Below are 26,935 nucleotides of genomic sequence, written 5' to 3'. Positions count from 1 at the left end.
CATGGCCAAGGGAGTCCTCGGGAACGACCCCTTCCAGCGTGGCGCCGCTTCTCGCGCCAGTGACGGTGGGAAGGAGCCCACCGACGACACGCGCGCGAAGCCCGCGAACAAGGGGGCCGCGAAGAAGGCCCCGGCGAAGACGCCCGCGCGCGCGAAGGCCGGAGGGGGTGCGAAGGCGGTGTCCGCGGAGGCCGCATCGGCGCACGCGGGGAGTGGCAAGGCGGCGTCCGCCGCGAAGCCACCCGTGGCCGCGAAGGCAGGGAGCGGCAGGAACGGGGCGGCGTCCACGAAGCAGCCGGCGGCGGCGAAGACCGGAGGCTCGGCCGGCAAGGTGCGGAAGGAGCCCGCGGCGCATGAGGCCGAGGAAGCCACCGCGTCCGCGAACCGGCGGCACGTGACGGCTGACGCGAGGCGGAACGCGGGCACCCACGAGCAGCAACTCGGAGCCGAGGCCACCCACGCGGCGCACGCCTCCACTCCGGTGGAGGAAGACGCGGGCCTCCCCCTGCGCGAGCCCGCCGCGCCCGTCACCCCGCGCAGGCCGCCGCCGCCTCGCAAGCCGGTGCTGGCGGAAGAACTGGGCGCGCGCACGGAGCGGCAGCGCGAGGTGGACCACGCGCTGGCGGAGGCCCTGGCCGCCGAGGTGGCCGAGGCCACGGCGAAGGTCGCGGTGGACGAGGCGTTGGAGCGCCGGCCGGGCCAGGAGCAGGACGTGGACCGGCTGATGGCCACGGAGATGGCCACCGAGCTGGCCGAGGCCGCGGTGGAACAGGTGCTCGACCACAGCCCGCCCTCGCAGCGCCCGGAGCGTGAGCGTGAGCTCGCCGCCGCGGTGGCCGCGCAGGTGGCCGAGGCCGCCGCCGAGGTCGCCGTGGCCGAGGTCCTCGACCGCCATGCCAGCTCGCAGGCGCAGTCCACCTTCGGCGTGGGCGAGGACGAGGAGGAGCGCGCGGCCGACGCCGATGAAGGCATGGACGGCGCGGGCTACGACCTGGAGGCGGAAGCGGAGGGAGGCTTCGGCCCCGGCGATGACGACGAAGAGGAGGAAGAGGAAGAAGAGGAGGACGCGGAAGGCGCCTCTCCGTGGGACACGTCCGGGATGGAGCTGTCCGTGACGCTCTCGGTGCAGGACCCCGAGGACCGCGACGCCTCGACGCTGGAGCCGGAGGAGGAGGTGCCGGACGTCTCGCGCGACGAGCTGCCCCTGGGCCGCCGGACGCCGCCGCTGTCGCTGGTGCCCCCCGCCGACGAGGGAATTGGACCGCGCGAGCCGTTCTTCACGGACCAGGCCCGCGAGCCGGAAGGCCCGCGTCCCCTCGCCCAGCGCGCCGCGGGGATGCTGTCCCTCGCCAGGGACATCGCCGGCCATGCGCTGGCGAGCCAGGGACTCGGCCGGGCGATGGGCGCGATGAACGGGCTGGTGGGCGCGCTGCGCGCCGGGCTCGGCACGGGCGGCGGCGCCAACATCGACGAGTACGGCAAGGACCCGTCGCTGGTCGATCGCCTGGACCCGGTGCTCGAGTTCCTCTACTCGCAATACTGGCGCGTGTCGGTGCAAGGCGCGGACCACGTGCCCCAGGGCGCGGCCATCCTGGTGGCCAACCACTCGGGCGCCCTGCCCTACGACGGGCTGGTGATGTCGCTGGCCATCACCCGCGAGCGCCCGGACCTGCGCGAGCCACGGTGGCTGGTGGAGGACCAGGTCTTCCACGCGCCGGTGCTGGGGACGCTCTTCAACCGCCTGGGCGCGGTGCGGGCCTGCCCGGAGAACGCTCTGCGGCTGCTCGACGAGCACCGCCCGCTGGTGGTGTTCCCCGAGGGTTACCAGGCGCTCAGCAAGCCCTTCGCGGAGCGCTACCGGCTCAAGCGTTTCGGGCGCGGCGGCTTCGTGAAGCTGGCGCTGCGCACGGGCGCGCCCATCGTCCCGGTGGCCATCGTCGGCGCGGAGGAGACGTCTCCGCTGCTGGGCCGGCTGCCCGCGTCCTTCCTGGGCCTGCCCTACGTGCCGCTCACCCCGCTGGGTCCCCTGCCCCTGCCCGCCAAGTGGAGCATCCGCTTCGGCGAGCCGCTCGGCATGGAGGGCCTGCCGCCCGAGGCCGCGGACGACATGGGCGAGGTGCAGCGGCTCACCGAGCGGACCCGTGAGTCCATCATGGGCATGCTCCAGTCGCTGCTGCGCGAGCGCCGCTCCGTCTTCGCGGGCTGAGCACGCACAGGGCCCCGGTTCCCCGGGGCCCCGCGACTTCAGCCCACCACGCGGTTGCGGCCCGCCGTCTTGGCCTCGTAGAGCCGCTCGTCCGCCGTGCGCACCAGGTCTCCCGCCTCGCGGTGCTGGGGCTCCAGCGTGGCGATGCCCACCGACACGGTGACGGGGATGGGCTGCTTGTCGAACTCGAAGCGCTGCTTCTCCACCAACCGCCGCGCCTTCTCCGCGAGCTGCCGCGTGCCGCCCAGGCTCACCTCCGGCAGGAGGATGGCGAACTCCTCGCCGCCGTAGCGGGCGAAGACGTCCTCGCGGCGGATCTTCGTGCGCACCGTGGACGCCAGCTGCTTCAGCACCGAGTCACCCGCCAGGTGCCCGAACTGGTCGTTCACCTTCTTGAAGTGGTCGATGTCCAGCAGCACCAGCGACAGCACGCGCTCGTAGCGCCGGCTGCGCGACAGCTCCCGGTCCAGCTGCTCGTCGAAGTAGCGGCGGTTGTAGATCTGCGTCAGGCCGTCCATCGTGGTCAGCCGGTAGATTTCATCGTGGTACGCCGCCTCGATGTTGCCGCCGGCGATGTACTTGAAGATGGTGCGACCAATCTTCACCAGGTCGCCGTTGCGCAAATCGCGGGTGCCCTCCACCAGCTCGTCGTTGATGAACGTGCCGTTGGTGGAGCCGAGGTCACGGATGCGCACGCCCTCGCGCGTGTTGGTGATGCCCGCGTGGTTGCGGCTCACCGACTCCTGGTCGATCTGGATGTCCGCCTTCGACGAGCGCCCGATGAGCGTCTCCTCGCGCGTGAGGTCGAACTTCCGCCCCAGGTCCAATCCGTAGATCACCACCAGCGCCGCGTCGAGGTTGACCGGCCGGTCGGAGATCTTCGAGATGACCGTGACGACCGTCTCCTTCTGCACCGTGCCTCCCGAGGGTTTCAACGCTACCACCCGGTAAATCCCGAAAGCGAGTCACACACGGGAGTCCGGGTGGGGCTCTCCCGAGGGTGCAGCGGCGACCTACCACGCCCTACCCCATCAGGGGATATCCACGCCACGCACGGCGGCGACGGGCGGGCGCAGGGGGACGCCGTCGCGGTCCGCCAGCTCGGCCGTCAGCGTCACCCCCATGCCCGAGCAGGTGGCCGGCAGCTGCAGCTCCACCTGGCCCTGGCCCTGGGACACATCCTCATCCCCGAGCAGCACGGTGCCCGCGCATCCGGAGCCCCCTTTCAGGGACAGGCGCACATGGCCGTCAGCCTCGTTGCCCGAGCCCACCTTGAAGCGGGTGACGACCACGCGCACGGCGCTGCCCCGAACGAGCGCCTGGCCCTCCAGCTCCGGGTACAACCACGTCACCTCCGGCCGCCCCACATCCAGTGCGGACACGGCGCGCGTCAAGTCACTCACGTGCTCCATCCCCGGGCCCTCCGCCGCGGCCAGGCGGGCCGGGCCCAGCCTGTCCCCGGAAGCCGCGCCACCCACGATGAGCACCTCCACCTGGAGGCGCGCGCGCGAGCCCAGGGCGTCGCCCCAGGCGGTGCGGTCCTCGATGCCGGCCGGCGGACGGGGCACGCGAAAGCCCTCGCGGGCGGACGCCGGGTCCGTCAGCACCGTCCAGCGGCGGCCGGAGCGGTCGGTGAAGACGACGCGCACCAGGCTGGCCTGCTCGTCCACGTCGGCGCGGAACTGCCGGCCCGCCAGGCCCTGGTACGTGGTGGAGTTGAAGTTGTAGGCGGCGCCCTCGGGGATGCCGAGGAAGCCCGAGCCCAGGTCCACGGGCCGGTCACCTCTCGGGTCGAAGTCCAGCGTCGGCAGCTCCGCCACCAACGTGGTGGTGGCCACGGCGGAGGCCGCGTCGTCGCGTGAAGCGCCGGAGGTGGCGGCCACCACGAGTCGGTACGGCTGTCCCTCCAGGCCGCCGTGCGCGGGGGCCATGCGCACCAGCACCAGCCCGGCGTCGGACAGCCGCGCGTCCTTGTCCGTGTTGGGGTCCGCCGGGTCCACGTTCGACGCGGCGCCCAGTCCCAGCGGCACCAGGCCCCGGCCGGGCGCGGCCACCATGGCCAGCACATAGGCGCGGTCCAGGTATGCGTCGCGGTAGCGCGGCAGCTCCGGCACGCGCACGGCGAAGGGGAAGGCCAGCCGCACGCCGCCTGTCTCGAAGGACACGGCTTGCGAGTACTTCACCGCCTCCAGGTCCGGCGTCCCGGTGTCGATGCCGGGCGTGGGGGCCAGGGAGAAGCGCGTGTCGCGCCGCACCGTCGAGGCGAAGCGCGGCGAGCCGGGCACCAATTGCCCCAGCAGCAGCAGCGGGTCCGTCCCCGGCTCCAGCGCATTCAGCGGCAGCTCCCGCAGCGGCAACGCTCCTTGCAGGGCCCACGCGGCGCGGGTGCCACAGGCGCCCTCGCGCACCGCCGCCTCCGGCTCCAGCTCACCGTCCGGGGACGTGTCACAGACACCAGTCACGCCGGGCGCGCGTACCTCCGTGGGCAGCGTGCCGGCCAGCCACACGCCCGCGCCCGAAGGCAGCTTCAGGCGCCGCCGGCTGCTGCCCAGGCCGACCTCCACCTCGCGCTCGGGCCCCAGCAGCGCCTCCGGCGACAGCTCGGCGGGGAGCCCTGGCACCGACAGGCCCGCGACTCCCATCCGCAGCGCCTGCGCCGATGCATCCGGTTTCTCGCCCGCGTCGAAGGCGCCGCGCACGCCGCCGGCGCGGTCCAGCGGATTGCGCCGCAGGGCCAGCCGCACATCTCGCGCGCCCGTCGCGTCATGGCGCGACAGCGTGAGGTAGCCGTAGCTCGGGTGGAAGACGGACAGAGCCACCTCGCCCGTGGCCGGCACCCATGCGGCGCCCTGGGGCCCCGTCACAGTGCTGGCCGTCACGCTGCCGGCCATGGAGGACACCGCCACGGTGGCCAGCGGCACCGGGCGCCCGGTGAGCTCATCCACCACCAGCACGCGCACGCCGCCTGACGGCACCTCCGCGGGCAGCACGGTGATGCGGGCGCGGCAGGTGGCGTTTCCGACGCGGGCCTCCACCGCGTCGCGCTCGTCGCCGGGCTCGGAGAGGGTGAAGGCGGCGCGGAGTCCCGTGCCCGCCCCCGTCACCGCCGGCGCGAGCGAGCGCCACGTCGCGCCCTCACGGGTGACCAGCGGCGTGCCCGCACGCGCGTGGGCCCACACCGTGAACACGACGGACATGCCTGGGCGGCCCACGACGACGTCCGGCGTCACTTCGCAGCCATCCGCCAGCTCCGCGGAAGGCGGCGTCACGCAGGCGCCATCGCGGCACACCCCGTCCGCACCGCAGTCCGTGTCCTCCGCGCACACACCCGGCAGGCACCGGTTCAAGTCGCACTGGCAGCCCAGGGGCGAGCCGTCGCACTCGGGCAGCGCGTACTCGCCACGCCGGTCCGCGCGGCAGTCCGAGGGGGTGCGGCACGCGGGGGCACAGCGCGCGACGGCGGTGTCGCAGAAGAAGAACGCCGCGTTCGGACAGTCCTGGTCCACCGCACACGTGCGCGGCGGCGGCGTGTCTCCGGGGATGTCGAACCCCTGGTTGTCGTCCGCCGCGCAGCCGGCCAGGGCCAGCAGCAGCAGCGCGCACGCGGGGCCGACCAGCGGGTGGGAACGAGGTGAGGGGCTCATGCGGTGCGGCTCCAGGGGGGACCGTCCGCGACCTTACAGGCAGGCCGACCTCCGTGCGACGGTCGCCGACATCCACCGCTCTCCTTCCGACAGCCAGGGTGCCCGCCCGCCCGCTTTCCCCCTCGGCACACAAGGCGAGGGTTGGCTTTCGGGTGGCCGGGAACCACAATCGCCCGCCATGGCGCGCAGCGAGCCCAAGACTCTCGAAAGCCTCCTTCCCCGTGTGCTGGCCCGCCTCGCGGAGGAGTCCGGCCGTGGCCAGGCGCTGAACCCCGTGTGGGCGTCGGTGGTGGGCCCCCACCTCGCCCGCCACACCCGCCCTCATGCCCTGCAGGGCACCACGCTGGTGGTGACGGTGGACGGCGATGAATGGGCGCGGAGCCTGGAGGCCGAAGCCACCTCGCTGTGCGAGCAGCTCAACGCGCGGCTCGGGGCGGGCTCGGTGAGGGCCCTGACGTTCCGGCTGGAGGGCCGATGATTGCCCTGCTCGCGCTCGGCGTCTTCCTGACCGCGGCTCCGCCTACGTCCGTGGGGGACATGGAGGCCGCGGGCGCGCGCCACGTGGTGCGCGAGTTCGAGCGCGTGGGCCGTCGCGCGCCAATACAGGATGCCACCCTGGGCGCGGCGGCGCGGCGGCTCGCCCAGGAGGCGCTCACCGAGGACACCACCGGCGCGCCGGACCTCTTCGCCCTCACCGAGGCCGTCAGCGACGCGGGCGGCGCGGACCCGACACCGCGCACGCTCGTCATCCGCGCGTGGACACCCAAGAATGGCCTGGAGACCTTCCTCGCGCGCACGGACTTCAACGCGGAGCGGGCCTCCCACTTCGGCCTGGGCGTGGCGCGGGTGGGCGAGCGCACCGCCTTCGTGCTGCTGCTGTCGGACCGCAAGGCGGAGCTGCAGCCCTTCCCGCGAAACCTGGCTGGCGGCGAGCACGCCGCGCGCACGCTCTGCGGCACCCTGGTGTCGCCCCTGCGCAACCCGGACGTCTACGTCACCCGCCCGGACGGCGACGTGGACCGCGTCTCCATCACCCGCCGCGGCCCCAACGGAGAGTTCTGCGCCCGCCTCGAGCTCGCCACGCCCGGCAGCTACACGGTGGAGGTGGTGGGCAAGGCGGGCGCCGGTCCGGAGGTGGCGGCCCTCTTCCTCACCCAGCTCGGCGTGCCCCGCCAGCGCGGCGCGCGCGCGGAGGACACCGAGCCCACCACGCTGAACGAGGCCCGCGCGGCCGTGTACGAGCGCATCAACTCCCTGCGCCGCGCGCACCGCCTGCCAGAATTGGCGCCGGACCGGGTGCTGGACCGCGTGGCGCAGGCGTACAGCGACCGCATGGCGTCAGAGGGCTTCTTCGCCCACGTGGCGCCGGACGGCTCCACGCTGACGCAGCGACTGCCGGACGACGCCCGCTACGTGCGCGCCGGGGAGAACCTGGGCCTCGCGTCCGGGCCGCTCGCCGCGCACTTCGGCATCGAGCACAGCCCCGGCCACCGCCGAAACCTGCTCGACGCCGGCTTCCGCTTCATGGGCGTGGGCGTCACCTTCCGGAAGGTGGACGGAAGGGAAGAAGCCATCCTTACCGAGGTCTACACCGCCGCTTCCCCCGCCGTGCAGAACTTCGCGGACCCGCAGCAGGAGGCCTACGACACGCTCGCCCGCTGGCGCACGTCGCACAAGCTGCCACCGCTGGAGCGCAGCGCGGCGCTGGACGCCCTGGCGCAGGCCCACGCGCGGCGCGCGCTGGATTTGGACCAACCGTCGGCGCAGCCCGGTGGGGCGCCGCTGCACGAGCGGGTGTTCCAGGTGCTGCCGGACGCGGGCACGGCGGCGGTGGACTTCTTCGTCGTGTCGGACCCGACGGCGCTGCCGGAGTCTCGCAGCCTCGCGGACGCCACCAACAACCGGGTGGGCGTGGGCGTGGTGCGGGGAGACTCCCGTCGCTTCGGCGTCAAGCAGTACTGGGTGGCCGTCATCTACGCCGCGGTCCCCTGAAAGACACGTGGGCGCGGCGACCGTCACCGGCGTGACGCCCCTCTTCTAGAGAGCAGGGGCGACCCCGGGACGTGGAGCAACACTCGCTAGACGGGACGACGCTGTGTGGCGTAGGCCTCGAGCCCCATCTGGGGCGGCGCCACGTGCTGGTACATGGGGCACTTCATGCACGTGAAAGACTGCCAACCCCGCCGGACGGCCTCGTCCAGACAGTTGTCATAGTGATGGCAGTTGAGGTTGCGATGCGTCTCGACGCCGGCACGCTTCGGCCCGGCCTCGGGGTTGATGGTTTGCGGCAGATCGGCTGGACACGGCTTCATGGAGCCCTCCCTCTGAGCTGTTTCCCCCCCCGAGCGCTGTGAACGAGCAGTGCTACCGGACGACGTACCCACCTATTTGGTGGGAGAACCGGAGTGGCGCGTAACGGCCGCGCAAAATAGTGATTCACTCCAGGTGACGCAATGGGTCGACTTCTCCTACCCAAGTGCACGTAATCGCCTGGACTCTTTCGGCGAATGTTGACGGGTGACGAACAGTCCGGACCGCCTCGATGCCGCGGGGATCTAGGACTTGTCGCTCGTTCTGTCAAACCACCCCCCTGAGAATGCAAGGGGAATGATCGGGCTTCGCATCTCGTTGGCAGGCCGCAAAGCCGCGTCAGGAAAGGAAGACCACATGAGTTGGACCGGGCTGGTGGCGGGTCTGGTTGCCGGGGTGGCCCTGGGACAGTCTCCAGCGACGCTGGAGGCAGTGCGGCTGCACAAATCCGAGGCGGCGAGTCTTGCGCGGGACGAGCTGGCGGCCTGTGTGGCGAAGAAGTGCCCGGACGCCGGGCGGCTCGCGCTGCTGGCGGGCACGCTGGCCCTCTCGGACGGGCAGGCGGCCGAGGCAAGAGAGCTCCTGTCCGCTCACCCTGCCCCCGCGGCCCTCGCGCCCTACCACGCCTTCTACCTGGGCCAGGCGCGCTTCTACGCCGGGGACCCGGTGGGCGCCGCCGCGGACTTCGCGCGCGTGCTGGAGGCCCAGCCTCCCGCGCAATTGGCGGCCCGCGCCCGCGCGCGCCTGGGCGAGTCCCTGCTCGAGGCCGGCAAGGCGAAGGAGGCGTCCGCGGTGCTGGAGGGCGCCGCGAAGGCCATGCCTACTGCGGAACTGTTGTATCAGCGTGGCGTTTCTCGCGGCGCCTCGGGCAACCGCGCGGGCCAGGTGGCGGACCTGCTCGCGGTGGCGCTGCGCTTCCCCACGCACCCCTACGCGGATGACGCGGTGAAGTGGCTCACCGAGGGCAAGAAGCCCGCCGCGAAGCTGGGCTTCGCCGAGCGCACCCGCCGCGCGGACGGCTTCCTGGACGCGGGCGCGTCGCAGCGGGCGCTGGACGAGCTGGAGGCGCTGGAGAAGGGCTTGAAGCTGGCGAAGCCCCAGCAGGCGAAGGTGGCGCTGCTGCGCGCGCAGGCCTTCTTCGGGCTGAAGCGACTGGAGGACGCGGAGAAGGCACTCGCGGTGGCGGAGAAGGGCCCGCCGGACGTGGCCTCCGAGGCGGCGCTGGTGGTGGCGCGGCGCGCGCTGCGCTCCGACGACAACGTGCGGGCCCGGACGCTGATGGCGGCGCTGGACGCGAAGTACCCCTCGCAGGCCGCGGGGGATGAAGGCGCCTTCTTCGCGGGCTGGTTGGACTTGCAGGGCGGACGCTTCGCGGACGCGGTGAAGTCCTTCGGCGCCTTCGACACGCGCTACCCGCGCTCGCGCCGCCGTGACGAGGGGCTGTGGTTCCGGGCGCTCGCGCACCTGCGGCTGGAGGAGTACGCGAAGGCCCGCACGACGCTGGAGTCGCTGGTGGACGCCTTCCCGCGCAGCAGCATGGTGCCGCAGGCGCGCTACTGGGTGGCGCGCAGCCGTGAGTTGGAGGGCGCCAAGGCGGACGTGGTGGGCCCGGCGTACGACGCCCTCATCACCTCCGCGCCGGCGTCCTTCTACGCACTGATGGCGGCCGAGCGGCTGAAGGAGCTGGGGCGCACGCCGCCCGTCCACTTCCCGCTGCCGCCGAAGCAGCTGGAGCTGCCCCGCCCGCCGGAGCTGGAGCTGGCGATGGAGCTGACGCGCGCGGGCCTGTTCCGCGACGCGGCGGACGAGGTGGAGGCCCACGCGGCCCGGCTGCGCACGGCGGACCAGGCACTGCCCTTCGCGCACGCGCTCTTGAAGCTGGGCGAGTACGGCCAGGCGCACGCGGTGGCGGCGCGCTACCTGTGGGGCCGCGCCTTCGGCTCGCGCGAGCCGGACGCGCTCGCGGCCTTCTACCCGCGCGCCTTCTCCAACGCGGTGGAGCAGGCCGCGGCGCAGGCGAAGGTGGACCCGTTCCTCGTCTGGGCCATCATGCGCCGCGAGAGCGCCTTCCGGCCGGAGGTCATGAGCGCGGCGGATGCGCGCGGGCTGATGCAGATCATCCCCCCCACCGCCACGGCCATCGCCGAGCGCCTGTCGGAGCCGGCCCCCGCGCCCGCGGACCTCTTCTCGCCCGAGCGCAACATCCGTTACGGCGCCTGGTACCTCTCACGGCTGATGGAGCGCTTCGGGCACCCGGTGCTCGCGGCCGCGGCCTACAACGCCGGCCCGGGCCCCACGGTGAAGTGGACGCAGGAGCGCGGCACGCTGCCCCTGGACCTCTTCGTGGAGACGATTCCGTTCAAGGAAACGCGCGGCTACGTGAAGCAGGTGGTGGCCGACCTGTTCCTCTACCACGCGTTCTACGACGCGAATGGCAAGGGCCTGCGCCTGTCGCTCAAGGTGCCGGAGCCCTCGGTGGAGGGCGTCACCTTCTGACGGACGTGGCGTCCTGACGACGTACGGCCGCGCGGCCTACTTCCGCGCGGCCATCCGGCGCAGGATTTCGGCCTCCAGCGAGTGCACCACCTCGGAGAGGGGGCTGCTGCTGGAGTCCACGCGGAGGGCATCCTCCGCGGCCTTGAGCGGGGCCACCGCGCGCGCGGAGTCGTCCTGGTCGCGCTTCATCTGGTCGGCGAGCACCTCTTCCAGCGTGCTCTCCACGCCCTTCTGGAACAACTCCTCGAAGCGGCGCCTCGCGCGCACCTCGGGGTTGGCCTCCAGGAAGAACTTGGCGTCCGCGTCGGGGAACACCACCGTGCCGATGTCGCGCCCCTCCAGGATGGCGCCCTTCCCCGCCTCCAGCGCCAGGCGCCGCTGGAGCTGCAACAGCCCCGCGCGCACCACCGGACGGCCCGACACGCGCGACGCGGCCATGGAGATCTCCGGCGTGCGGATGTCCCCGGACACGTCCTTCCCGTCCAGGAACACGTGGTTCTCCTCGCCCACCACCTGGAAGTGGATGTGCACGCGGCCCAGCAACACCTCCAGGGCCGCGTCATCGTCGAGCGCAATCCCCTCGCGCGTCGCCAGCAGCGCCACACAGCGGTAGATGGCGCCGGTGTCCACCAACGCGAAGCCCATCCGCCGCGCCAGCAGCTTGGACACGGACGACTTGCCCGCGCCGGCCGGGCCGTCGATGGCGACGATGAAGGGACGCGTGCTCACGTGAAAATCTCCTTCAGTGCCACCACGCAGCGCTCGTTTTCCTTGGGAGTCCCCACGGAGATGCGCAGGCAGGTGGGGAAGCCCTGGCTCGCGAAGGGCCGGACGATGACGCCCTTGCGCAGGAGCAGCTCGTACAGCTCCACGGCCGGCCGGTGGAAGTCCGCGAACACGAAGTTGGCGTGGCTGTGCGTGAGCGTCGCGCCCAGCTTCGGCAGCTCCTCCGCGTAGTAGCGCAGGCCCTGACGGTTGTTGTCGCGCGTGCGCTGCACGTGCTCCGTATCTTCCAGCGCGGCCATGCCCGCCGCCTGCGCCACCACCGTCAGGTTGAACGGCATGCGCGTGCGGTGCACGTAGCCCGCGAGCTTCGCGTCCATGATGCCGTAGCCCAGACGCACGCCAGCCAGCCCGTGAATCTTGCTGAAGGTGCGCAGCGCGACGAGGTTGGGGTGCTGGTGGAACAGCTCCACCGCGCTCACGTACTCGGGCCACTCCACGAACTCGAAGTAGGCCTCGTCGTGCACCACCAGCACCTCGCGAGGCACCGCGGCGAGGAAGGCCTCCAGCGCCTGGCGCGAGAAGGCCGTGCCCGTGGGGTTGTCCGGGTTGGCCAGGAACACCATCCGCGTGCGCGGGGTGATGGCCTTGGCCATGGCCTCCAGGTCGTACTGGTAGCCCGCCTTCATGGGCACCTCCACGAACGGGCGCCCGTGCGCCTGCGCGGAGATGCGGTAGGCGGAGAACGAGCCCTTGCAGAGGAGGATTTCGTCTTCCGCCGTGGTGAAGGTCCGGATGAGCAGCTCGATGAGCTCGTTCGAGCCGCTGCCCAGCACGACCTCTTCCGGGCGCACGCCCACGTGCGTGGCCAGCCGGCGCACGAGGTGGAAGGACGTGGCGTCCGGGTAGAGGTGCGTCGCGGTGGAGGCCGTCCGCATGGCCTCCACGGCACGGGGCGAGGGGCCCAGCGGGTTCTCGTTCGAGGCGAGCTTGATGACGCCCTTCAGGCCGTACTCACGCTCGGTCTCTTCAATCGGCTTGCCCGGGACGTAGGGCTTGAGGGTCTCGACGTAGGGTGGAACGAGAGGTCGCATGCAGGGCCTGGAGTAATGCCTTCAACGCCCGGAGAACACGCCCAACGCGCGGAACTTCTCGTACCGGTCCTTCACCAGTTCATCGGGCGACAGCTCGGCGAGCTGGCCGAGGTGCTTGCGAAGAACCTTCCCCAGCGCCTCGGCCATCTTCGGCGCGTCGCGGTGCGCGCCGCCCGCGGGCTCGGGTACCACCTCGTCGACAATCTTCATCTCCAGCAGGTCCTTCGCCGTGAGCTTCATCGCGTCCGCCGCCTTGTCCGCCTTGCTGGCGTCGCGGAAGAGGATGGAGGCACAGCCCTCCGGGGAGATGACCGAGTAGACGCTGTTCTGCAGCATCAGCACGCGGTTGCCCACGCCAATGGCCAGCGCGCCGCCCGAGCCGCCCTCGCCCACCACGGTGGAGATGATGGGCACCTTGAGCCCGCTCATCACCTCCAGGTTGACGGCGATGGCCTCCGCCTGCCCGCGCTCCTCCGCGCCGATGCCCGGGTACGCGCCCGGCGTGTCCACGAAGGTGAGGATGGGCTTCTCGAAGCGCTCGGCCAGTTCCATCAGCCGGCGTGCCTTGCGGTAGCCCTCCGGGCGCGGCATGCCGAAGTTGCGCGCCATGTTCTCCTTGGTGTTGCGGCCCTTCTGGTGGCCCATCACCATGACGGGCTTGCCGTCGAAGCGCGCGAAGCCGCCCACAATCGACGGGTCCTCGCCGAAGTGCCGGTCTCCACACAGCTCCACGAAGTCCGTGAAGAGGTGGTGGACGTAGTCGAGGAAGTACGGCCGGTTCGGGTGGCGGGACATCTGCACCACCTGCCACCGCGTCAGGTCGCTGAAGATCTCCGTCTGGAGCTTCTTGGCCTTCTTCTCGAGCTTGGAAATCTCGGACGAGAAGTCCACCGAGCCGCTCGTGGACAGGACCTTGAGCTCCTCGATCTTCTTCTCCAGCTCGATGAGGGGTCGCTCGAAGTCGAGCGCATAGCTGGTACTGGTTGCCATGGCGCGGGACTAGCACCAGGGTAAGGCCGCTTTCAACGCGCAAGAGGTTACGCACCCCTTGGAATCGGCAGGCCCGCCTTCCGTCGGAGGTACATGCTCACCGCCCCGCTGCTGCTCGCCCTGGCCCTGACGGCCGCCGTCCCCGCCCCCGCGGCGAGGACGCTGAACACCGAGGGCTACCGCCTGTACCAGGCCGGCCGCTACCCGGAGGCCCTGGAGAAGTTCCAGGAGGCCGCCCGGGAGGCGCCTGACTATGCGCTCGCCCGCTACAACGTCGCCGCCACCCTGGGCCTGCTGCGCAAGCAGGGCAAGGTGTGCGAGTACAGCGCCCACCGGGACGTCATCGTCGAGCACCTCACCCAGGCGGTGAAGCTGGACGCGCGCCGGCTGGCCCGGGCGAAGGTGGACCGGGACTTCGACGCCATCCGCGACACGCTCGGCTGGCAGCGGCTGCTGGGCCGCACCCCGGAGCGCGAGGCCGACGTGCCCCGCCTGCTGACCGCCGTCTCCTGGTTCGGCCCGGGCGTGGGCGTCTACGGCACCACCCAGGGCCTGCGCTTCCAGGCCAACGGCAGGGCCGTGCTCTGGACGAAGCAGGTGGGAGACGACGGGAAGCCCCGTCCCGGCGAGGTGCCCGGCACCTACGTCGTCCGAGGCCGCCAGGTGGAGCTGCGGCTGAAGGGCCGGGCGCCGCTGGTGGGTACGCTGACCGACAAAGGCGCCCTCACCTTCCCCGAGCTGAGCACGTTCACCGACTCACCGTCCGAGTGCGATGCCTGAGACACCCCGGCGAGGAATGACAAAGGCCCACCACTCGGGGTGACGTGGCCCGCACGCTTACACGTCGAGCGGGCAGGCGGCCCTTGGCACCTACGACGCAAGTGGTCATCGTGCGCGTCGGGGGGCGGGGCGGCAGTTCTTTTCGGGGCGGATACCGGGCGGAGGCACGCGGGTGGCGGGCCCCCTTTGACTCACCAGCAGGCGCCTCAGGCGGCCTTGATCTTCGCGGCCGGCGGAGACAGCGCGTACCACGCGGTGCGGAACGCCTTCAGCTCGCGCAGGCCCGCCGGGTGACGGCCGAGCGCCGGAGCCATGGTGACGGGCAGGCCGATCTTCTTCTCAATGGCCTTCGCCGCGTTCAGCTCCAGCTTGCGCCGGTTCTCGCACTTCTCGCAGGTGGACTTGGGGCCCACGCGGTTGACGAGCACGCGCTCCACCGGGAGCTTCTTCTCCTTGAGGTACTCCACCAGCCGCTCGGTGCGCGCCGCGGCCAGCTCCTCGCCGCGCGTGACGACGACGAAGCGCGCCTCGCTGGGAGAGGCCAGCGCCTCCTCGAAGCGCTTCACGTGCTTGATCATCGCGGCGATGTCGTCCGCCAGGTCGCCCAGGCCCTTCGCGCGGTGCTTGCTCAGCGCGGTGTGCAGCGCGTTCAGCCACGTGGTGGCCGTGTCCGCCAGCTCCACCACCCGCACCGACGTCACCACCGGCGAGGAGTCCACGACGATGCGCTTGAAGCGCTCCTGCACCAGCGCGTCCGTGAGGCAGGACAGCGCCGCCAGCTCGTCGATGCCCGGGGGCGCGCAGTCCAGCAGGTTGCGCAGGTAGAGCAGATCCGCCGGCACCTCGCTGCCCGCCTTGGGTGCGCCCTCGAAGGCCTTCTCCGCCTTCTCCTTCAGGCGCTTGCGCAGGGCATTGAACCAGCCGGAGATGTCCAGCTCGCGGGCGTACAGGCCCTTGGTGCCCTTCACCTGCGTCTCGGTGTCCGTCAGCCGGCTCTGCAGCACGTCCGACAGCGAGTGCGCCGGATCCGTAGAGATGAGGAGCACCGGCCCCTCCTTCTCCGTCAGCGTCACCGCGGCGGCGGCCGCGCACGAGCTCTTGCCCACGCCGCCCTGGCCCACGAAGAAGATCAGCCGGGTGGGAGGCAGCGGCGGCGCGGCGATGGGCGGCATGGACGGCGCGCGCACCAGGGCCGGCGGCCCTTCGGCGGCGGCGAACTCCAGCGCCTTCGTCTCCTTGCCACCCGCCCACGCCTTGGCGAGCAGGGCCAGCCCGTCCAGCCCGCGCGGCGCCAGCTCGCGCCGGCCCAGCAGGTTCACCGGGACGGCCTTGTCCAGCGCCTGGTACTTGCGAACGTGAGGGGCCTGGAGGCCCCGGCGGCCCATGCACGCCGGACAGCCGTCGCGGTCCTCCACCTGGTTGACGATGATCTCCGTCACCGGCAGCCCGCGCTCGCGCAGCTGCGTGAAGAGCATGCGCGTCTGCGCCTCGGGCACCGGCTCGGCCAGCGCCACGAGGTGGAAGGCCGTGCGCGCGGGGTCCTTCAGCAGCGCCAGCAGCTTCTCCGCCTTCTGGCCCAGCTGCTCCAGGTAGCCCGGCGCCGCGGGCTCCGCGGCCTTCTTGCCCTTGCCCGTGGAGGCCGACTTGTCACCGCCCGCCTTCACGAAGCCCAGGAACTTGCGCAGCCCCACCGGCAGATCGAACAGCCGCAGCGTGTGGCTCGTAGGCGAGGCGTCGACGATGATCCGGTCGAACTCCTTCTCCTTGCCCTCCAGCAGATCCACGACGTGGAAGAGCCCCACCAGCTCCTCCAGGCCCGGGACGGCCTGCTGGTACAGCTTGCCCATGTCCTCCTCGGAGATGTGCGTGCCCTTCGCCGCGGCCTTCTGCAGCGCGGGCAGGTAGTCCGCCAGGAAGGGCTTCATCAGCGTGGCGGGCTCGAGCTCCATGGCGTAGACGCCACCCTCGCCCTTGCCCGGCACCAGCTTCGTCGGCTTCGCCGTGAGCTTCTTCTTCACCAGGTCCGACAGGGAGCGCACCGGGTCCAACGAGACGAGGAGCACCCGTTCCTTCGGCGCGTCCTCCGACAACCGCAACGCGTACGCTGCCGCGAGCGTGGTCTTGCCTGCCCCGCCCTTGCCGCCGAAGAAGTGAAGAACTCGCGCGTCGCTCATTGGGTTGTGGCCTTCCTTGTGCCCCCCCGGCGGCACCTGATGCACACTCCTGGACGGCCTGGAAAAAGGCGTCGGAGTTGCCCGGTGCGTACGTCCTGCGGCCGGGCCCTCCCTGTGGGTGGGAGATTACCGCAGAATCCCCCGTCCAGAGGTCAAAAGTCAAGAATTGACGCGGGGTTTCGAGGCTGGAGGGGCCCTGTTCGGGCTCACCTTTCGAGCCCCCTCCGAGTCCCGCCAAGCGTGCGGAATCCGGAGGGGAATTCCTACCTGACAGGTCAGCGAACGACCAGGCTGTTGGCGCCCATGGGTCCGTCGCTTCCCTGCCCGCCCAGCGGGCCGCCGTGGCCGCCCGGAGACTGCTGGGCGCGGGCCTCGGCCGCGTAGCGATTGAGCTTGTTGTACAGCGTCTTCTCGCTCACCCCGAGCACCTCCGCCGTCCGGGCCTTGTTGTTCCCGTTGCGCTGGAGGCTGCCGAGGATGTACTCGCGCTCCACCGCGTCCAGGCTCAGGCCGAAGGGCAGCCGGAAGGTGTGGCGCTCCGGGGCCTTGCCCGCCATGTCCGGCGGCAGGTGCTCGCGGGTGATCAGCTCCCCGTCGCAGAGGATCACCGCGCGCTCCACCGCGTTGCGCAATTCGCGGATGTTGCCCGGCCACTCGTAGTTCTTCAGGACCTCCATGGCCTCGGGGTGCACGCCGTTGACGCGCTTGGCCGAGTCCCCGCGGTACTTGTCCACGAAGTGCTGGACGAGGATGGGGACGTCCTCACGCCGCTCGCGCAGGGGCGGCAGGTGGATCTGGAACACGTTGAGGCGGAAGTAGAGGTCCTCGCGGAAGCGGCCCGCCTTGATCTCCTGCTTGAGGTCGCGGTTGGTGGCGCACAGCACGCGCACGTCGACTTCAATCTCCCCCTTGCCGCCCAGCCGGCGCAGCTTCCCCTCTTCCAGGACGCGCAGCAGCTTGGCCTGCAGCTCCAGGGGAATCTCGCCCAACTCGTCCAGGAACAGCGTGCCGCCGTGCGCCATCTCGAACACGCCGGGGCGGCGCTGATCCGCGCCGGTGAAGGCGCCGCGCTCGTGGCCGAACAGCTCGGACTCGATGAGCGTGGCCGGAATGGACGCGCAGTTGATGGCGATGAAGGGCTTGTCGCGGCGCAGGGACAGGTTGTGCACCGCGCGCGACACGACTTCCTTGCCCGTGCCGGACTCGCCGCTGATGGACACGCTGGCCTTGGACGGGGCCACCTTCTCCACCAGCTCAATCACCTTCCGCATGTTCGCGGACTGGGCGATGAGGTCCGAGGAGCCGAGCTGCTTCAGCCGCCTGCGCAGCGTCTGCACCTCGCGCATCGTCTCCTTCTTCTCCAGCGCCCGGTCGATGCAGACCTTCAGCCGCGCGGTGTCGAGCGGCTTGACGATGAAGTCGTAGGCGCCTTCGCGGATGGCCTCCACGGCGGCGTCGATGGTGCCGCGCCCCGTCAGGAACACCACCGGGCAATCCGGCAGCTCTTCCTTCAGGTTGCGCAGCAGCCACAGGCCATCCGTCTCCGGCATGGCCAGGTCCGACAGGACGACGTCCGGCCGGAACTCGCCCGCCTTGCGGAGGGCGTCGTGCCCGTCGAATGCGATCTCGACCTTGTGGCCCCAGGTGCTGAGCATCTCTGCCAGCGCCTCGCACGTGTCGCGTTCGTCATCCACGGCCAGGATTCGTGCGCTACCCAAGATGAAGACCTCCCGTACTGCGTCGTGACGCGAAGTTGTCTGAATCCAAAAGAAGAAGTCGCCGTGAGAAACGGCGCTCTAGCCGCGAGGGAACACCAGCCGGCACTGACCGCCGCGGATGTGCGGCTCCACGCCCAGCTGCGCACAGCGCAGCTCCAGCGCCGCCACCACCTCCGGCATGGGCTCGGCCGCGCTGCCCGAGTCCTCCACCTCCAGCACCGCATGGGGTCCGTCCGCGCGCACCAGCACCCGCACCGACCCGCCCCCTTCCGCCCGGCGGAAGGCGCGCAGCAGCGACTGCACGAGGAAGAAGCCCACCTCCGAAGTGTCCGGCAGCCGCACCCGCACCCCGGCCTCCACCGCGGACTGCACCTGCACCCGGCGCTTGCGGCCCTCGTGGCCCAGCACACCCAGCGCGCGCGTGGCGGCCTCGGACAGGTCCGTGTCACCCGGCGTCGCGCCGCGGTGGACCACGAACTCGGAGAACAGCTTCAGGATGCCGTCCACGCGCTGGATCTGATCGCGCATGGCCTTGAGGTTCTTCTCCTGCGACGGAGGCACCTGGCCCGTCTCCGCTTTCAGCTTCTCCGACAGGACTTCCAGGTGGATGGCGAGCGCGTTCAGCGGGTTGCGCACGTCGTGCATCAGGCTGTCCATGAGCGTGGGGACGGCGCCATAGCGGGCCGCGCCCACCATGGGGTCCGCCGACTCCTGGACAGAGGGTGCAGAACTGGACACAGCCGTCGAGCTAACCAACGGAAACTCCTCGGGTTTTTGCCGCCTTCCCACGCCGCCGCCCTTACCGGAGCCAAGAGTTAGGGAGCCCCTTCCGGAACGTCAACCCTGGGTCGGTAATTCTTGCCGGAAGCGGCAAATTCCCGTGTAGGGACGCCTACTTGGAGGGCCCCCCGAGTGTCCGTCAGCCGACGAATCCGGGCCGTCCGCGATCAGCGCGGGCCGCCGGATGTCTGGCACTGGACGAAGGTACGATTCACACCGTCGTCGGCGGGGGGCGCGCGGCCTCGCCCAGGCCGACGAGCTCGAGCTTCAGCCGGGTGGCGAACTCGAAGATGCGCGGGTCCCTGTAGAACTCGCCGAAGACGATGCGCACCAGGCCCGCGTTGGCGATCAGCTTGAAGCACGGCCAGCAGGGGCTGGCGGTGGTGTAGATGGTCGCCCCGTCGATGCTGACGCCGTTGGTGGCCGCCTGGATGATGGCGTTGGCCTCGGCGTGGACGGTGGCCACGCAGTGGCCGTTCTCCATCATGTGGCCCACGTCGTCGCAGTGCGGCAGGCCGCGGATGGAGCCGTTGTAGCCCGTGGAGAGGATGGTCCTCTCGCGCACGATGACGGCACCCACGTGCTTGCGATCACACGTGGCCCGCGTGGCCACCTGCTTCGCGATGTCCATGAAGTACTGATCCCACGAAACGCGTCCGGACATCCCTACCTCCGGGCCGGGGTGTAACCCGGCCGGGGCGGGATGCCAGTTCTCCGCCAGGGCCCGGGCGGACGCTTCGTGGGCTGTCTAACGCCCGGCCGCCTGGGCCACGCCGCCCTCGGTGGAGGCCGCGCGCTCGAGCAGCCGCGCGAAGCCCTTCGTCTGGAGGAACAGGCGCACCTTGGCGCTGGGCGCGGCGAACGTCTCACCGGGCATGGGCACGTCGAAGCTGTAGCTCTGCTCCTGCACGGCGAAGTCCACCTTCGCGGTGCGGTAGCCCTCGACGATGGCCAGCAGCCGGCCCGTCTCCAGGCTGAAGATGCCGCCGCCCGACGCGCCGTAGCCGATGGGCGCGTCCGTCTTCACCATGCTCGGGCGCTTCGTCTCCTTGTCCCACTCCACCTGCGACAGCATGCCGCCGGACAGCGACAGCGCGCGGCCGAAGGGGGACGCCGCCACCACCACGTCCTCGCCCAATTCCAGCTCCGCGTCGTCCGCCAGCTCCACCGCCGGCAAATCCAGGCCCGGCACGCGCACCAGCGCCAGGTCCAGCTCCGGCACGTGGCCCGTGGCCGCCACCTCTCCGGTGTGCTCGAGCACCTCGCCCTGACGGTCCACCATCACGCGCAGCACGGGGTCCTTCAAGTGGCCCATCTCCACCGCGTGCGCGTTGGTGACGACCCAGGCCACCGCCCTGCCCTGCTCGTCGCGCTCGGAGCCCACCACCACGCCCGACGCGGTGCTGCGCGCCTTGCCGCCTTCCACAATCTGCAGCCGTACGTTGTGCGGGAGGATGCGCCGCACCTGCTCCTTTCGGGAGGGACGCGGGGCCTCGGCCTTCGCGACGACGCGCTCCGTCACCGTGGCCGCAAGGGCCGCCGGCTCCACCGGCGCGGGGGCGCTGGCGGACTGCTGCGAGGGAGCACTGGCGCAAGATACGAGGGCGAGCAGGGCGGGGACGCCCGGGAAGAAGCGGCTCATCGACTCTCCGGCGAGGGGGGACGGCTGCGCTGCGAAGGTTCAACTCACTTGCAGCCCGAATCATCCCGGGCCTCTCCCGGCATTGGAAGCAGGCGTCCGGCGTGGCCCCGTCCGCCTGCCCGCTCATGCGAAGGTGTGTTTCACCCGTAGCGCTTCTTCATCAGGAACAGGATGGCGTCCTTCGCGCAGAACTCGCAGTAGCCGTAGCGCTCCGACATCGCCTTGAGCGTGCTCTGCACCTGCGTCTGCTCGCGCGGGGTGAGCTGGTTGCGGTCCTCGGAGAGGTACTTGAGGACGTTCTCCTTGTTCTTGCGCAGCACCCGCTTGCGCTCCTCGAAGTAGTGGTCTCTCAGGCGCCGGAACATGTCCGGGAAGATGCGCGGGTAGTCCATCTCCAGATCGGGATTGTCCAGCCGGTGCGCGCCGATGGAGGAGATGAGGCCGCGGCGGAACTCGGCGGCCTCCTCGCCCTTGGGCATGACGATGGCTTCCACCTCCGCCATGCGGTGCTCGTCCGGCTTCTCCATCTCCCCGGTGACGCGGTTGCGCATCTTCTCGCCGCGCACCCAGTGGCTGACGTTCTGGATGTAGCGCTCCACCAGCTCGCGGTACTGGCCCTCGGAAACCAGGCCCATGGACTCGCGGACCTCGCCGTCCACCCGGTCCAGGTACTCCGTCTCCGCCACGCGCACGAAGGCGTCATGGTCGTGGTAGCCGTCCACCACCTCCTGCAGGAGGAACTCGTAGACGCTCTTGTCCTTGCAGATGGCCTCCAGCTCCTCCAACACGGCCAGGGCGTTGAGGCACTTGTAGTCGGGGTTCTGCGCGGCGTTGAACAGCGCCGTCTTGATTTCACGCGCGCTGGCGCCCGAGCGGCCCTCGTAGTTGGGGTACGCGTCCGACTCGGTGAAGAGCTCTTCGCGCAGCTTCCGCAGCTCCTTGGTGTTGGCCAGGCTCAGCCGGTCCGGCGGGGCTCCCTCCTCGTAGAGGTGCAGCTTCTCCACCGGGGTGACGTGGTCGATGAGCTCCTTCACGTCATTGGGGTAGCGGTCCGGAATGGGCTTCTTCAGGCGCGTGAGCACGGCCCACATGGAGGCCACCTCGGTGGCGTGCGGCGCCACGTGCTTGCCCACGGTGGTGGCGGTGATCTGCGCGTCGTAGATCTGCTGCTCCGTCCTGTAGCGGCGCAGGTAGGGCACGCGGACCAGCTCGATGCGGCCCTTGAAGGACGCGAAGTCCGGCAGCTCCTTGAAGGCGCCCAGGTGCTTCTCGTTGGCGGAGGCGATGAGCACCTCGTCCAGTTGGAGGACGAAGGGCTCCAATGGCACCTCGCCCGTCTCGCTGAAGCCGAGCAGGTACTTGAAGGCCTCGAGCGGCCTCTTGAGCAGGTCCGCGTACTCGATGAGGCCGCGGTTGGCGTGGACCAGGGGGCCGTGTGGCTCGTAGAGGACGGTGCTGTGCAGGGGGGCGGGCACGTTGAGCTGGGTGCGGTCCGCGGTGATCTGCTGGACGACGGCGTCCACGCTCATCTGCGGCTCCACCGTCACCGTGCCCACCTGGTAGCGGCGCGACACGTAGAAGCGCTCCACCTGGACGTGGCGCATCACCTTCAGCCAGTCCCCGCCGTAGGAATTCAGCAGCGCGGTGTAGATGCGGCGGCACTTGGAGCACAGCTCCCCGTCCCGCACGTAGTCGGAGAGGATGAAGTCGCCCGTCTCCCCGTCCCCGTTGCCCAGCCCCTTCTTCTTGAGGGCGGACTCCAGCAGCTTGCGGCGCTCGCCTGGCGGCACGGCGAAGAGCGGGTGGTCCCTGAGCTCGCACGGCATCCGCAGGTCGATGGACTCCGCGTCCAGGTGCGCGTAGGTGGTCACCTCCTCCTGGCCGCTGTCGCGCTCACCGAAGCCGATGGAGCCCTTGATAAGCTTCTCCGAGGGGAAGACCCAGGCGATGCGGTAGAGCGCCCCCTGCGGCTGTCGCGAGTACGCCTCCATGCCCTCCTTGAGGGCATTGACGAGGGTGGACTTGGCGCTGCCGTTGGGGCCGTGCAGGAGGATGAGCTTGTTGATGCGGCCGGCGCGCACGAAGTTGCCGAGCAGGCGGTAGATGGAGTTCTGCACCTCCTCCTGGCCGGCCACCCGGTCGCCCTTGTCGCCCCCCGGGGCATCGAACACCTTGAAGCGCCGGATGGTGCCGGTGGGGTGCGGCACCGTCTGGGTGCCGAAGTGGTCCATCACGTCCCGCAGGTACTGGGCGGCATTGCGCGCCTGGGCCTTCGGGTCATTGAAGAACAGGGAGAGGTATTCCTCGAAGGACAGGATCGACCGGTTCTTGACGAAGTCGGCGTTCACCTGCGCGCCCACTTCCTGCAGATAGCCCTTCGCGTCCACGGGTGTCTCTCCTCGGTACGGGGTCAGTTCGATGTAGCCATGGCGCCGGACGGCCGCACGCCCCCGTCACGCTGGCGAACTTTTCCGCCGCCCGCGCGGATGTCCAGCCCCCGTCAGGGCGTGTGTTCGGGGCCACGCGATCCGTCCTGGCGAGGAGCCACGCCTCCCACCCGGGGGAGCAGGGGACCGGGGTGTAAGCATACTCGCGCAGGTGTTCGCGGTGAGATAGCGTCCATTCTTCTCCCCTGCGACGCCCCCCACCCGGAGTCCAAGCACGATGCACAAGGAGCCCATCATCGGCATCGATCTCGGCACGACGAACTCGTGCGCGGCGATTGTCGAGGACAGCGGGAACGTCAAGCTCATCCCCTACAAGGGGGGCGAGTACACCATCCCCTCCATCTTCGCGATCGACGACAAGGGGAACGAGCTGATCGGCTACGAGGCCAAGCGCCAGTGGCAGCTCAACCCGCGCAACACCGTCTATGGCGCGAAGCGCCTGGTGGGGCGGACCTTCGGCAGCGACGTCGTCGACACCATGAAGAAGGTCGTGGCGTACAACATGCGCCCCGGCAAGAAGAACGAAGTCACCCTGGACGTGGGGAAGAAGGAGTTCACCCTCCAGGAGATCAGCGCGAAGATCCTCGCGAAGATCCGCGAGGTGGCCTCCAACTACCTGAAGATGCCCATCAAGCGGGCGGTGGTGACCGTCCCCGCCTACTTCAACGACCGGCAGCGCCAGTCGGTGAAGGACGCCGGGAAGCTCATCGACCTGGAGGTGGTGCGCATCATCAACGAGCCCACCGCCGCGGCGCTGGCGTACGGCGTGGGCAAGGGGCTCAAGGAGAAGGTCGTCATCTACGACCTGGGCGGCGGCACGTTCGACGTGTCCATCATCGAGATCCGGGACAGGGTCTTCGAGGTGAAGTCCACCGGCGGCGACGTCTTCCTGGGTGGTATCGACTTCGACAACGCCATCATCCACCACGTCCTCAAGGACTTCGCGGCGAAGACGGGCATCGACCTGGCCACGGACCCGGTGGCCATGCAGCGCATCAAGGACCTGGCCGAGCGCACCAAGATTGACCTGTCCGCGCGCGAGGAGGTGCCCTTCAACATCCCCTTCATCACGATGACGTCTCAGGGCCAGCCCCTGAACATCGAGATGAAGTTCACCCGGAAGATGCTGGAGCAGCTCACCAACCAGCTCGTGGACCGCACGCTGCAGATGGTGGCGCGCGTGCTGGTGGACTCCGGGCTGTCGACGAAGGACATCGACGAGGTGATGCTGGTGGGCGGGCAGACGCGCATGCCCATCGTCCAGGACCGGCTGACGAAGTTCTTCGGCAAGCCGCCCAGCAAGGGCGTGCACCCGGACGAGGCCGTCGCCATCGGCGCGGCGCTCTACGCGCACTCGCTGCAGGACGACACCAACCTGCGCATCCAGCTGCTGGACGTGATTCCCATGGCCATCGGCCTGGAGAAGGCGGGCGGCGCGTTCCACGTCGTCTTCCCGCGCAACGCGCCCATCCCCAACGCCAAGCAGCTATTGGCCACCACCAGCATGGACAACCAGACCGAGCTGGCCATGCGCATCTACCAGGGTGACCACGAGCTGGTGGCGCGCAATGACATGCTCGGCGAGTTCACCTTCTCCGGCATCCAGCAGGCCCGCGCCGGCGGCGTGCAGGTGGAGATCACCTTCGACGTGAGCGTGGAAGGCATCCTCACCATGCGCGCCAGAGACCCGTCCACGGGCAAGGAGATGAGGACCACGGTGCGCGTGACGCAGAGCTGAAGCGCCCTGCCCTCCCCGCTGCTACCGGGAGGGCCTTGCCGCGAGCACCGGCGTCCCCGGCGCGTCGTGAGCCGGAGGCTGGGACGACACGAAGGGCGTGGCCTCGTCCGGGGCCACGCGGGTGTCGCCTGCACGGCGCACCAGCTCGAAGATGACCACGGGCGCGCCCGCCCCGTGCAGGGCCTGCTCTCCCTGCGGCGTGTACTCGAAGGGCTGCTTCGCCAGCTCGCGTGCGCGGTCGCTGACCAGCACCTGGCCCCGCGCGGCCCGGGCGGCGAGCCGCGAGGCGGTGTTCACCACGTCGCCCAGCACCGTGTAGTCCAGCCGGCCCGAGGCCTTGGCGCCGATGCTGCCGGACACCAGCTCCCCCGAGTCCAGGCCGATGCAGACGCCGTGGGCGTACGGGGCGCTCTCGCCGCCCCGGTCCGCGAGCGTGCCGAGCTGCCGGCGGATGGCGAGGCACGCCTCCTGCGCGCGGTCCGCGTGGCCCGGCCCCCGGAAGACGGCCATCACGGCGTCCCCGATGAACTTGTCCACCGTGCCGCCCCGCGACAGCACCTCCGGGACGATGGCCTCGAAGTTGGCGTTGAGCCGGCGCAGCGACTCCGCGGGCGGCTCCTGGTGGAGCACGGGCGTGAAGGCGTCCACGTCGACGAACACCACCGTGCCCTCCACCCGCTCTCCGGCCAGCGCGTCCGAGCCCTGCAGCAGCGGGGGCAGCCGCTCCAGCACGCCGCCGGGGACGAACATGCGCAACAGGCCGTTCTCCTCCGTGGAGCGGATGGTGCTGCGCAGCTCGCGCACGTGCTTCAGCGTCTTGACGAGCGTCGTCTCCAGGTCCGGGAAGTCGATGGGCTTGGTGATGAAGTCGTAGGCGCCGCGGTTCATCGCCGTGCGGATGTTGTTCATGTCGCCGTAGGCCGACACGATGACCACGCGAGTCAGGGAGCTGACCTCGCCCACGCGCGACAGGAAGGTGAGCCCGTCCATGCGCGGCATGTTGATGTCGCAGAGGACGACCTGCACGTCGGGGTGCTGGCGCAGTTGCTCCAGCGCCTCCTCGCCGTCCGCGGCGAAGAGGAACTGGTAGACGGAGCGGCGGATCTGCTTGCGGAAGCTCTGCTCCATCAGCACGACGATGTCCGGCTCGTCGTCCACCACCAGCACCTTCGCCGGGCGCGACGGGCGGCCCGCGTCCACGCGCGAGGTGAAGGCCGCGGCCAGCTCGTGCGCGGACTGGTAGCGCAGCGAGGGCTCCGGGTCCAACGCGCGCGCGAAGAAGGCGTCCACCTCCGCGCCCAGCTCGGGGACGATGCTGGAGGGCGGCGGAGGCGGCGGGGGCACCTGGCCCAGGCGCATCTGCCGCAGGGACTCGAGGGCGAACGGGTGCTGCCCGGTGAGCGCGCGGTACGCAACGACGGCCAGCGCCCAGAGGTCGCAGCGGTGATCCAACCGGGGCTCGACGCCGCGCAGCTGCTCCGGGCTCATGTAGCGGGGCGTGCCCGCCATCTCCTCGTCCGGGTGGGGCTTCGCCGCTCCGCCGGACATCAGGAGCGCGAGCCCGAAGTCGAGCACCTTCACCAGCTCGCCGCTGGCGGAGCGGGCGAGGAAGATGTTCGCGGGCTTGAGGTCCCGGTGGATGACACCGGCGGCGTGGGCGGCCGTCAGCGCGCGGGCCGCCTGGGTGAGGACCCGGTCCACCATGGCCAGGGACAGCCGCTCGCGGCGCAGGAGGAGCGCCTCCAGGTCCTCCCCATCGAGCAGCTCCATCACGATGTAGGGCGTGTCGCCGGCGAGGTCGCAGTCGTGGACCTGGATGACGTGCGGGTTCTGCAGCCGGGCGATGGCCTGCGCCTCCCACTCGAACTGCTGGCGCGCGAGCGGGGCCGGGGCACAGTGGGACGCCATCAGCTTCAGCGCCACGTGACGCTGGAGCTTGGGATCCAGCGCCACCCAGATGGTGCCCATGCCGCCCCCGGCGAGGCGTCGCTCCAGGACGTACCTGCCGCCAACGGTCTGGCGATCGGACATGCCGTGTTCATCCATGGTGGTGGCCTCGGGGGGGTCCGCCCCGTGCGACGGGAGTGGGGGGCTCCCGCAAGACGCGCGAATCTTCTCACACCCTGTCTGCCGGGGGTACTGCGTCACGCAGGTATCACCCTGCCTTCCTGACCGGACAGGCAGGCGGATCCA

19 protein-coding genes are annotated in these 26,935 nt (G+C 70.6%); 6 read left to right on the top strand and 13 right to left on the bottom strand.

All coding sequences use genetic code 11. The features are described from left to right. Position 1: 1 nt before the first annotated feature. Positions 2–2,206 (top strand): lysophospholipid acyltransferase family protein, encoded by a 2,205-nt coding sequence (locus G4D86_RS46700; protein ID WP_164001960.1) that lies wholly within the window; start codon positions 2–4, stop codon positions 2,204–2,206. Positions 2,207–2,244: 38 nt separating this feature from the next. Here the strand turns inward: G4D86_RS46700 and G4D86_RS46695 are convergent, their stop codons facing one another. Next, positions 2,245–3,120, bottom strand: coding sequence for a GGDEF domain-containing protein (locus G4D86_RS46695; protein WP_164002018.1), 876 nt, complete (start codon positions 3,118–3,120; stop codon positions 2,245–2,247). 117 nt (positions 3,121–3,237) lie between these two features. Next, positions 3,238–5,850: a carboxypeptidase-like regulatory domain-containing protein gene (locus G4D86_RS46690; protein ID WP_164001958.1), complete on the bottom strand. Its 2,613-nt coding sequence runs from the start codon at positions 5,848–5,850 to the stop codon at positions 3,238–3,240. 178 nt (positions 5,851–6,028) lie between these two features. Between G4D86_RS46690 and G4D86_RS46685 the strand changes: the two genes are divergently transcribed. Together G4D86_RS46685 and G4D86_RS46680 are read left to right on the top strand one after the other, a co-directional pair. Then, positions 6,029–6,328, top strand: a complete 300-nt coding sequence (locus G4D86_RS46685; RefSeq protein ID WP_164001956.1) for a DciA family protein — start codon at positions 6,029–6,031, stop codon at positions 6,326–6,328. After that, complete coding sequence (locus G4D86_RS46680; protein ID WP_164001954.1) at positions 6,325–7,842, top strand: CAP domain-containing protein; 1,518 nt, start codon at positions 6,325–6,327, stop codon at positions 7,840–7,842. Before G4D86_RS46685 ends, G4D86_RS46680 begins: the two co-directional genes overlap by 4 nt. Before the next feature lie 86 nt (positions 7,843–7,928). On the opposite strand, the gene G4D86_RS46675 is transcribed toward G4D86_RS46680, so the two are convergent. Continuing rightward, positions 7,929–8,162: a hypothetical protein gene (locus tag G4D86_RS46675; RefSeq protein WP_164001952.1), complete on the bottom strand. Its 234-nt coding sequence runs from the start codon at positions 8,160–8,162 to the stop codon at positions 7,929–7,931. A gap of 355 nt (positions 8,163–8,517) precedes the next feature. Between G4D86_RS46675 and G4D86_RS46670 the strand changes: the two genes are divergently transcribed. Beyond that, positions 8,518–10,656 carry a transglycosylase SLT domain-containing protein gene (locus G4D86_RS46670; RefSeq protein ID WP_164001950.1) on the top strand — a complete coding sequence of 713 codons (2,139 nt, stop codon included), beginning with the start codon at positions 8,518–8,520 and terminating at the stop codon, positions 10,654–10,656. Between the two features lie 36 nt (positions 10,657–10,692). Here G4D86_RS46670 and cmk read toward each other — a convergent pair whose 3' ends face one another. From cmk to G4D86_RS46655, 3 genes are read right to left on the bottom strand one after another with little or no spacing between them, the layout of a single operon-like run. Beyond that, positions 10,693–11,385 (bottom strand): (d)CMP kinase, encoded by a 693-nt coding sequence (gene cmk, locus G4D86_RS46665; RefSeq protein WP_164001948.1) that lies wholly within the window; start codon positions 11,383–11,385, stop codon positions 10,693–10,695. Next, positions 11,382–12,473, bottom strand: a complete 1,092-nt coding sequence (gene hisC, locus G4D86_RS46660) for a histidinol-phosphate transaminase (protein WP_164001946.1) — start codon at positions 12,471–12,473, stop codon at positions 11,382–11,384. The genes cmk and hisC overlap by 4 nt, the downstream gene beginning before the upstream one ends. Positions 12,474–12,494: 21 nt before the next feature. Continuing rightward, the gene (locus G4D86_RS46655) at positions 12,495–13,463 is read right to left on the bottom strand and encodes an acetyl-CoA carboxylase carboxyltransferase subunit alpha (RefSeq protein ID WP_164001944.1); all 969 of its coding nucleotides are present in this window, start codon (positions 13,461–13,463) and stop codon (positions 12,495–12,497) included. Between the two features lie 93 nt (positions 13,464–13,556). Between G4D86_RS46655 and G4D86_RS46650 the strand changes: the two genes are divergently transcribed. After that, positions 13,557–14,243 (top strand): tetratricopeptide repeat protein, encoded by a 687-nt coding sequence (locus G4D86_RS46650; protein ID WP_205520373.1) that lies wholly within the window; start codon positions 13,557–13,559, stop codon positions 14,241–14,243. Between the two features lie 206 nt (positions 14,244–14,449). On the opposite strand, the gene G4D86_RS46645 is transcribed toward G4D86_RS46650, so the two are convergent. The 6 genes from G4D86_RS46645 to G4D86_RS46620 form a co-directional block, all read right to left on the bottom strand. Beyond that, the gene (locus tag G4D86_RS46645) at positions 14,450–16,417 is read right to left on the bottom strand and encodes an ArsA family ATPase (protein ID WP_164001942.1); all 1,968 of its coding nucleotides are present in this window, start codon (positions 16,415–16,417) and stop codon (positions 14,450–14,452) included. 275 nt (positions 16,418–16,692) lie between these two features. Next, positions 16,693–18,135, bottom strand: a complete 1,443-nt coding sequence (gene nla6 / locus G4D86_RS46640; protein ID WP_164001940.1) for an enhancer binding protein Nla6 — start codon at positions 18,133–18,135, stop codon at positions 16,693–16,695. A gap of 78 nt (positions 18,136–18,213) precedes the next feature. Further along, positions 18,214–18,831 (bottom strand): histidine kinase dimerization/phospho-acceptor domain-containing protein, encoded by a 618-nt coding sequence (locus G4D86_RS46635; protein WP_164001938.1) that lies wholly within the window; start codon positions 18,829–18,831, stop codon positions 18,214–18,216. A gap of 295 nt (positions 18,832–19,126) precedes the next feature. Next, the gene (locus G4D86_RS46630) at positions 19,127–19,579 is read right to left on the bottom strand and encodes a deoxycytidylate deaminase (protein ID WP_164001936.1); all 453 of its coding nucleotides are present in this window, start codon (positions 19,577–19,579) and stop codon (positions 19,127–19,129) included. Positions 19,580–19,663: 84 nt separating this feature from the next. Then, positions 19,664–20,557 carry a S1 family peptidase gene (locus G4D86_RS46625; RefSeq protein ID WP_164001934.1) on the bottom strand — a complete coding sequence of 298 codons (894 nt, stop codon included), beginning with the start codon at positions 20,555–20,557 and terminating at the stop codon, positions 19,664–19,666. A gap of 140 nt (positions 20,558–20,697) precedes the next feature. Further along, a complete protein-coding gene (locus tag G4D86_RS46620; RefSeq protein WP_164001931.1) occupies positions 20,698–22,944 on the bottom strand; it encodes a PrkA family serine protein kinase in 2,247 nt (748 codons plus the stop codon). A 277-nt stretch (positions 22,945–23,221) separates the two neighbouring features. Between G4D86_RS46620 and G4D86_RS46615 the strand changes: the two genes are divergently transcribed. Continuing rightward, positions 23,222–24,742, top strand: coding sequence for an Hsp70 family protein (locus tag G4D86_RS46615; RefSeq protein WP_164001928.1), 1,521 nt, complete (start codon positions 23,222–23,224; stop codon positions 24,740–24,742). 21 nt (positions 24,743–24,763) lie between these two features. Here the strand turns inward: G4D86_RS46615 and G4D86_RS46610 are convergent, their stop codons facing one another. Then, the gene (locus G4D86_RS46610) at positions 24,764–26,773 is read right to left on the bottom strand and encodes a protein kinase domain-containing protein (protein ID WP_205520372.1); all 2,010 of its coding nucleotides are present in this window, start codon (positions 26,771–26,773) and stop codon (positions 24,764–24,766) included. Positions 26,774–26,935: the final 162 nt, after the last annotated feature.

Origin of the sequence: Pyxidicoccus caerfyrddinensis, from assembly GCF_010894405.1 — a bacterium.
Taxonomy (GTDB): domain Bacteria; phylum Myxococcota; class Myxococcia; order Myxococcales; family Myxococcaceae; genus Myxococcus; species Myxococcus caerfyrddinensis.
Note: the sequence above shows the minus strand (reverse complement) of the source record. Positions and strands in the feature narration are given on the sequence as shown.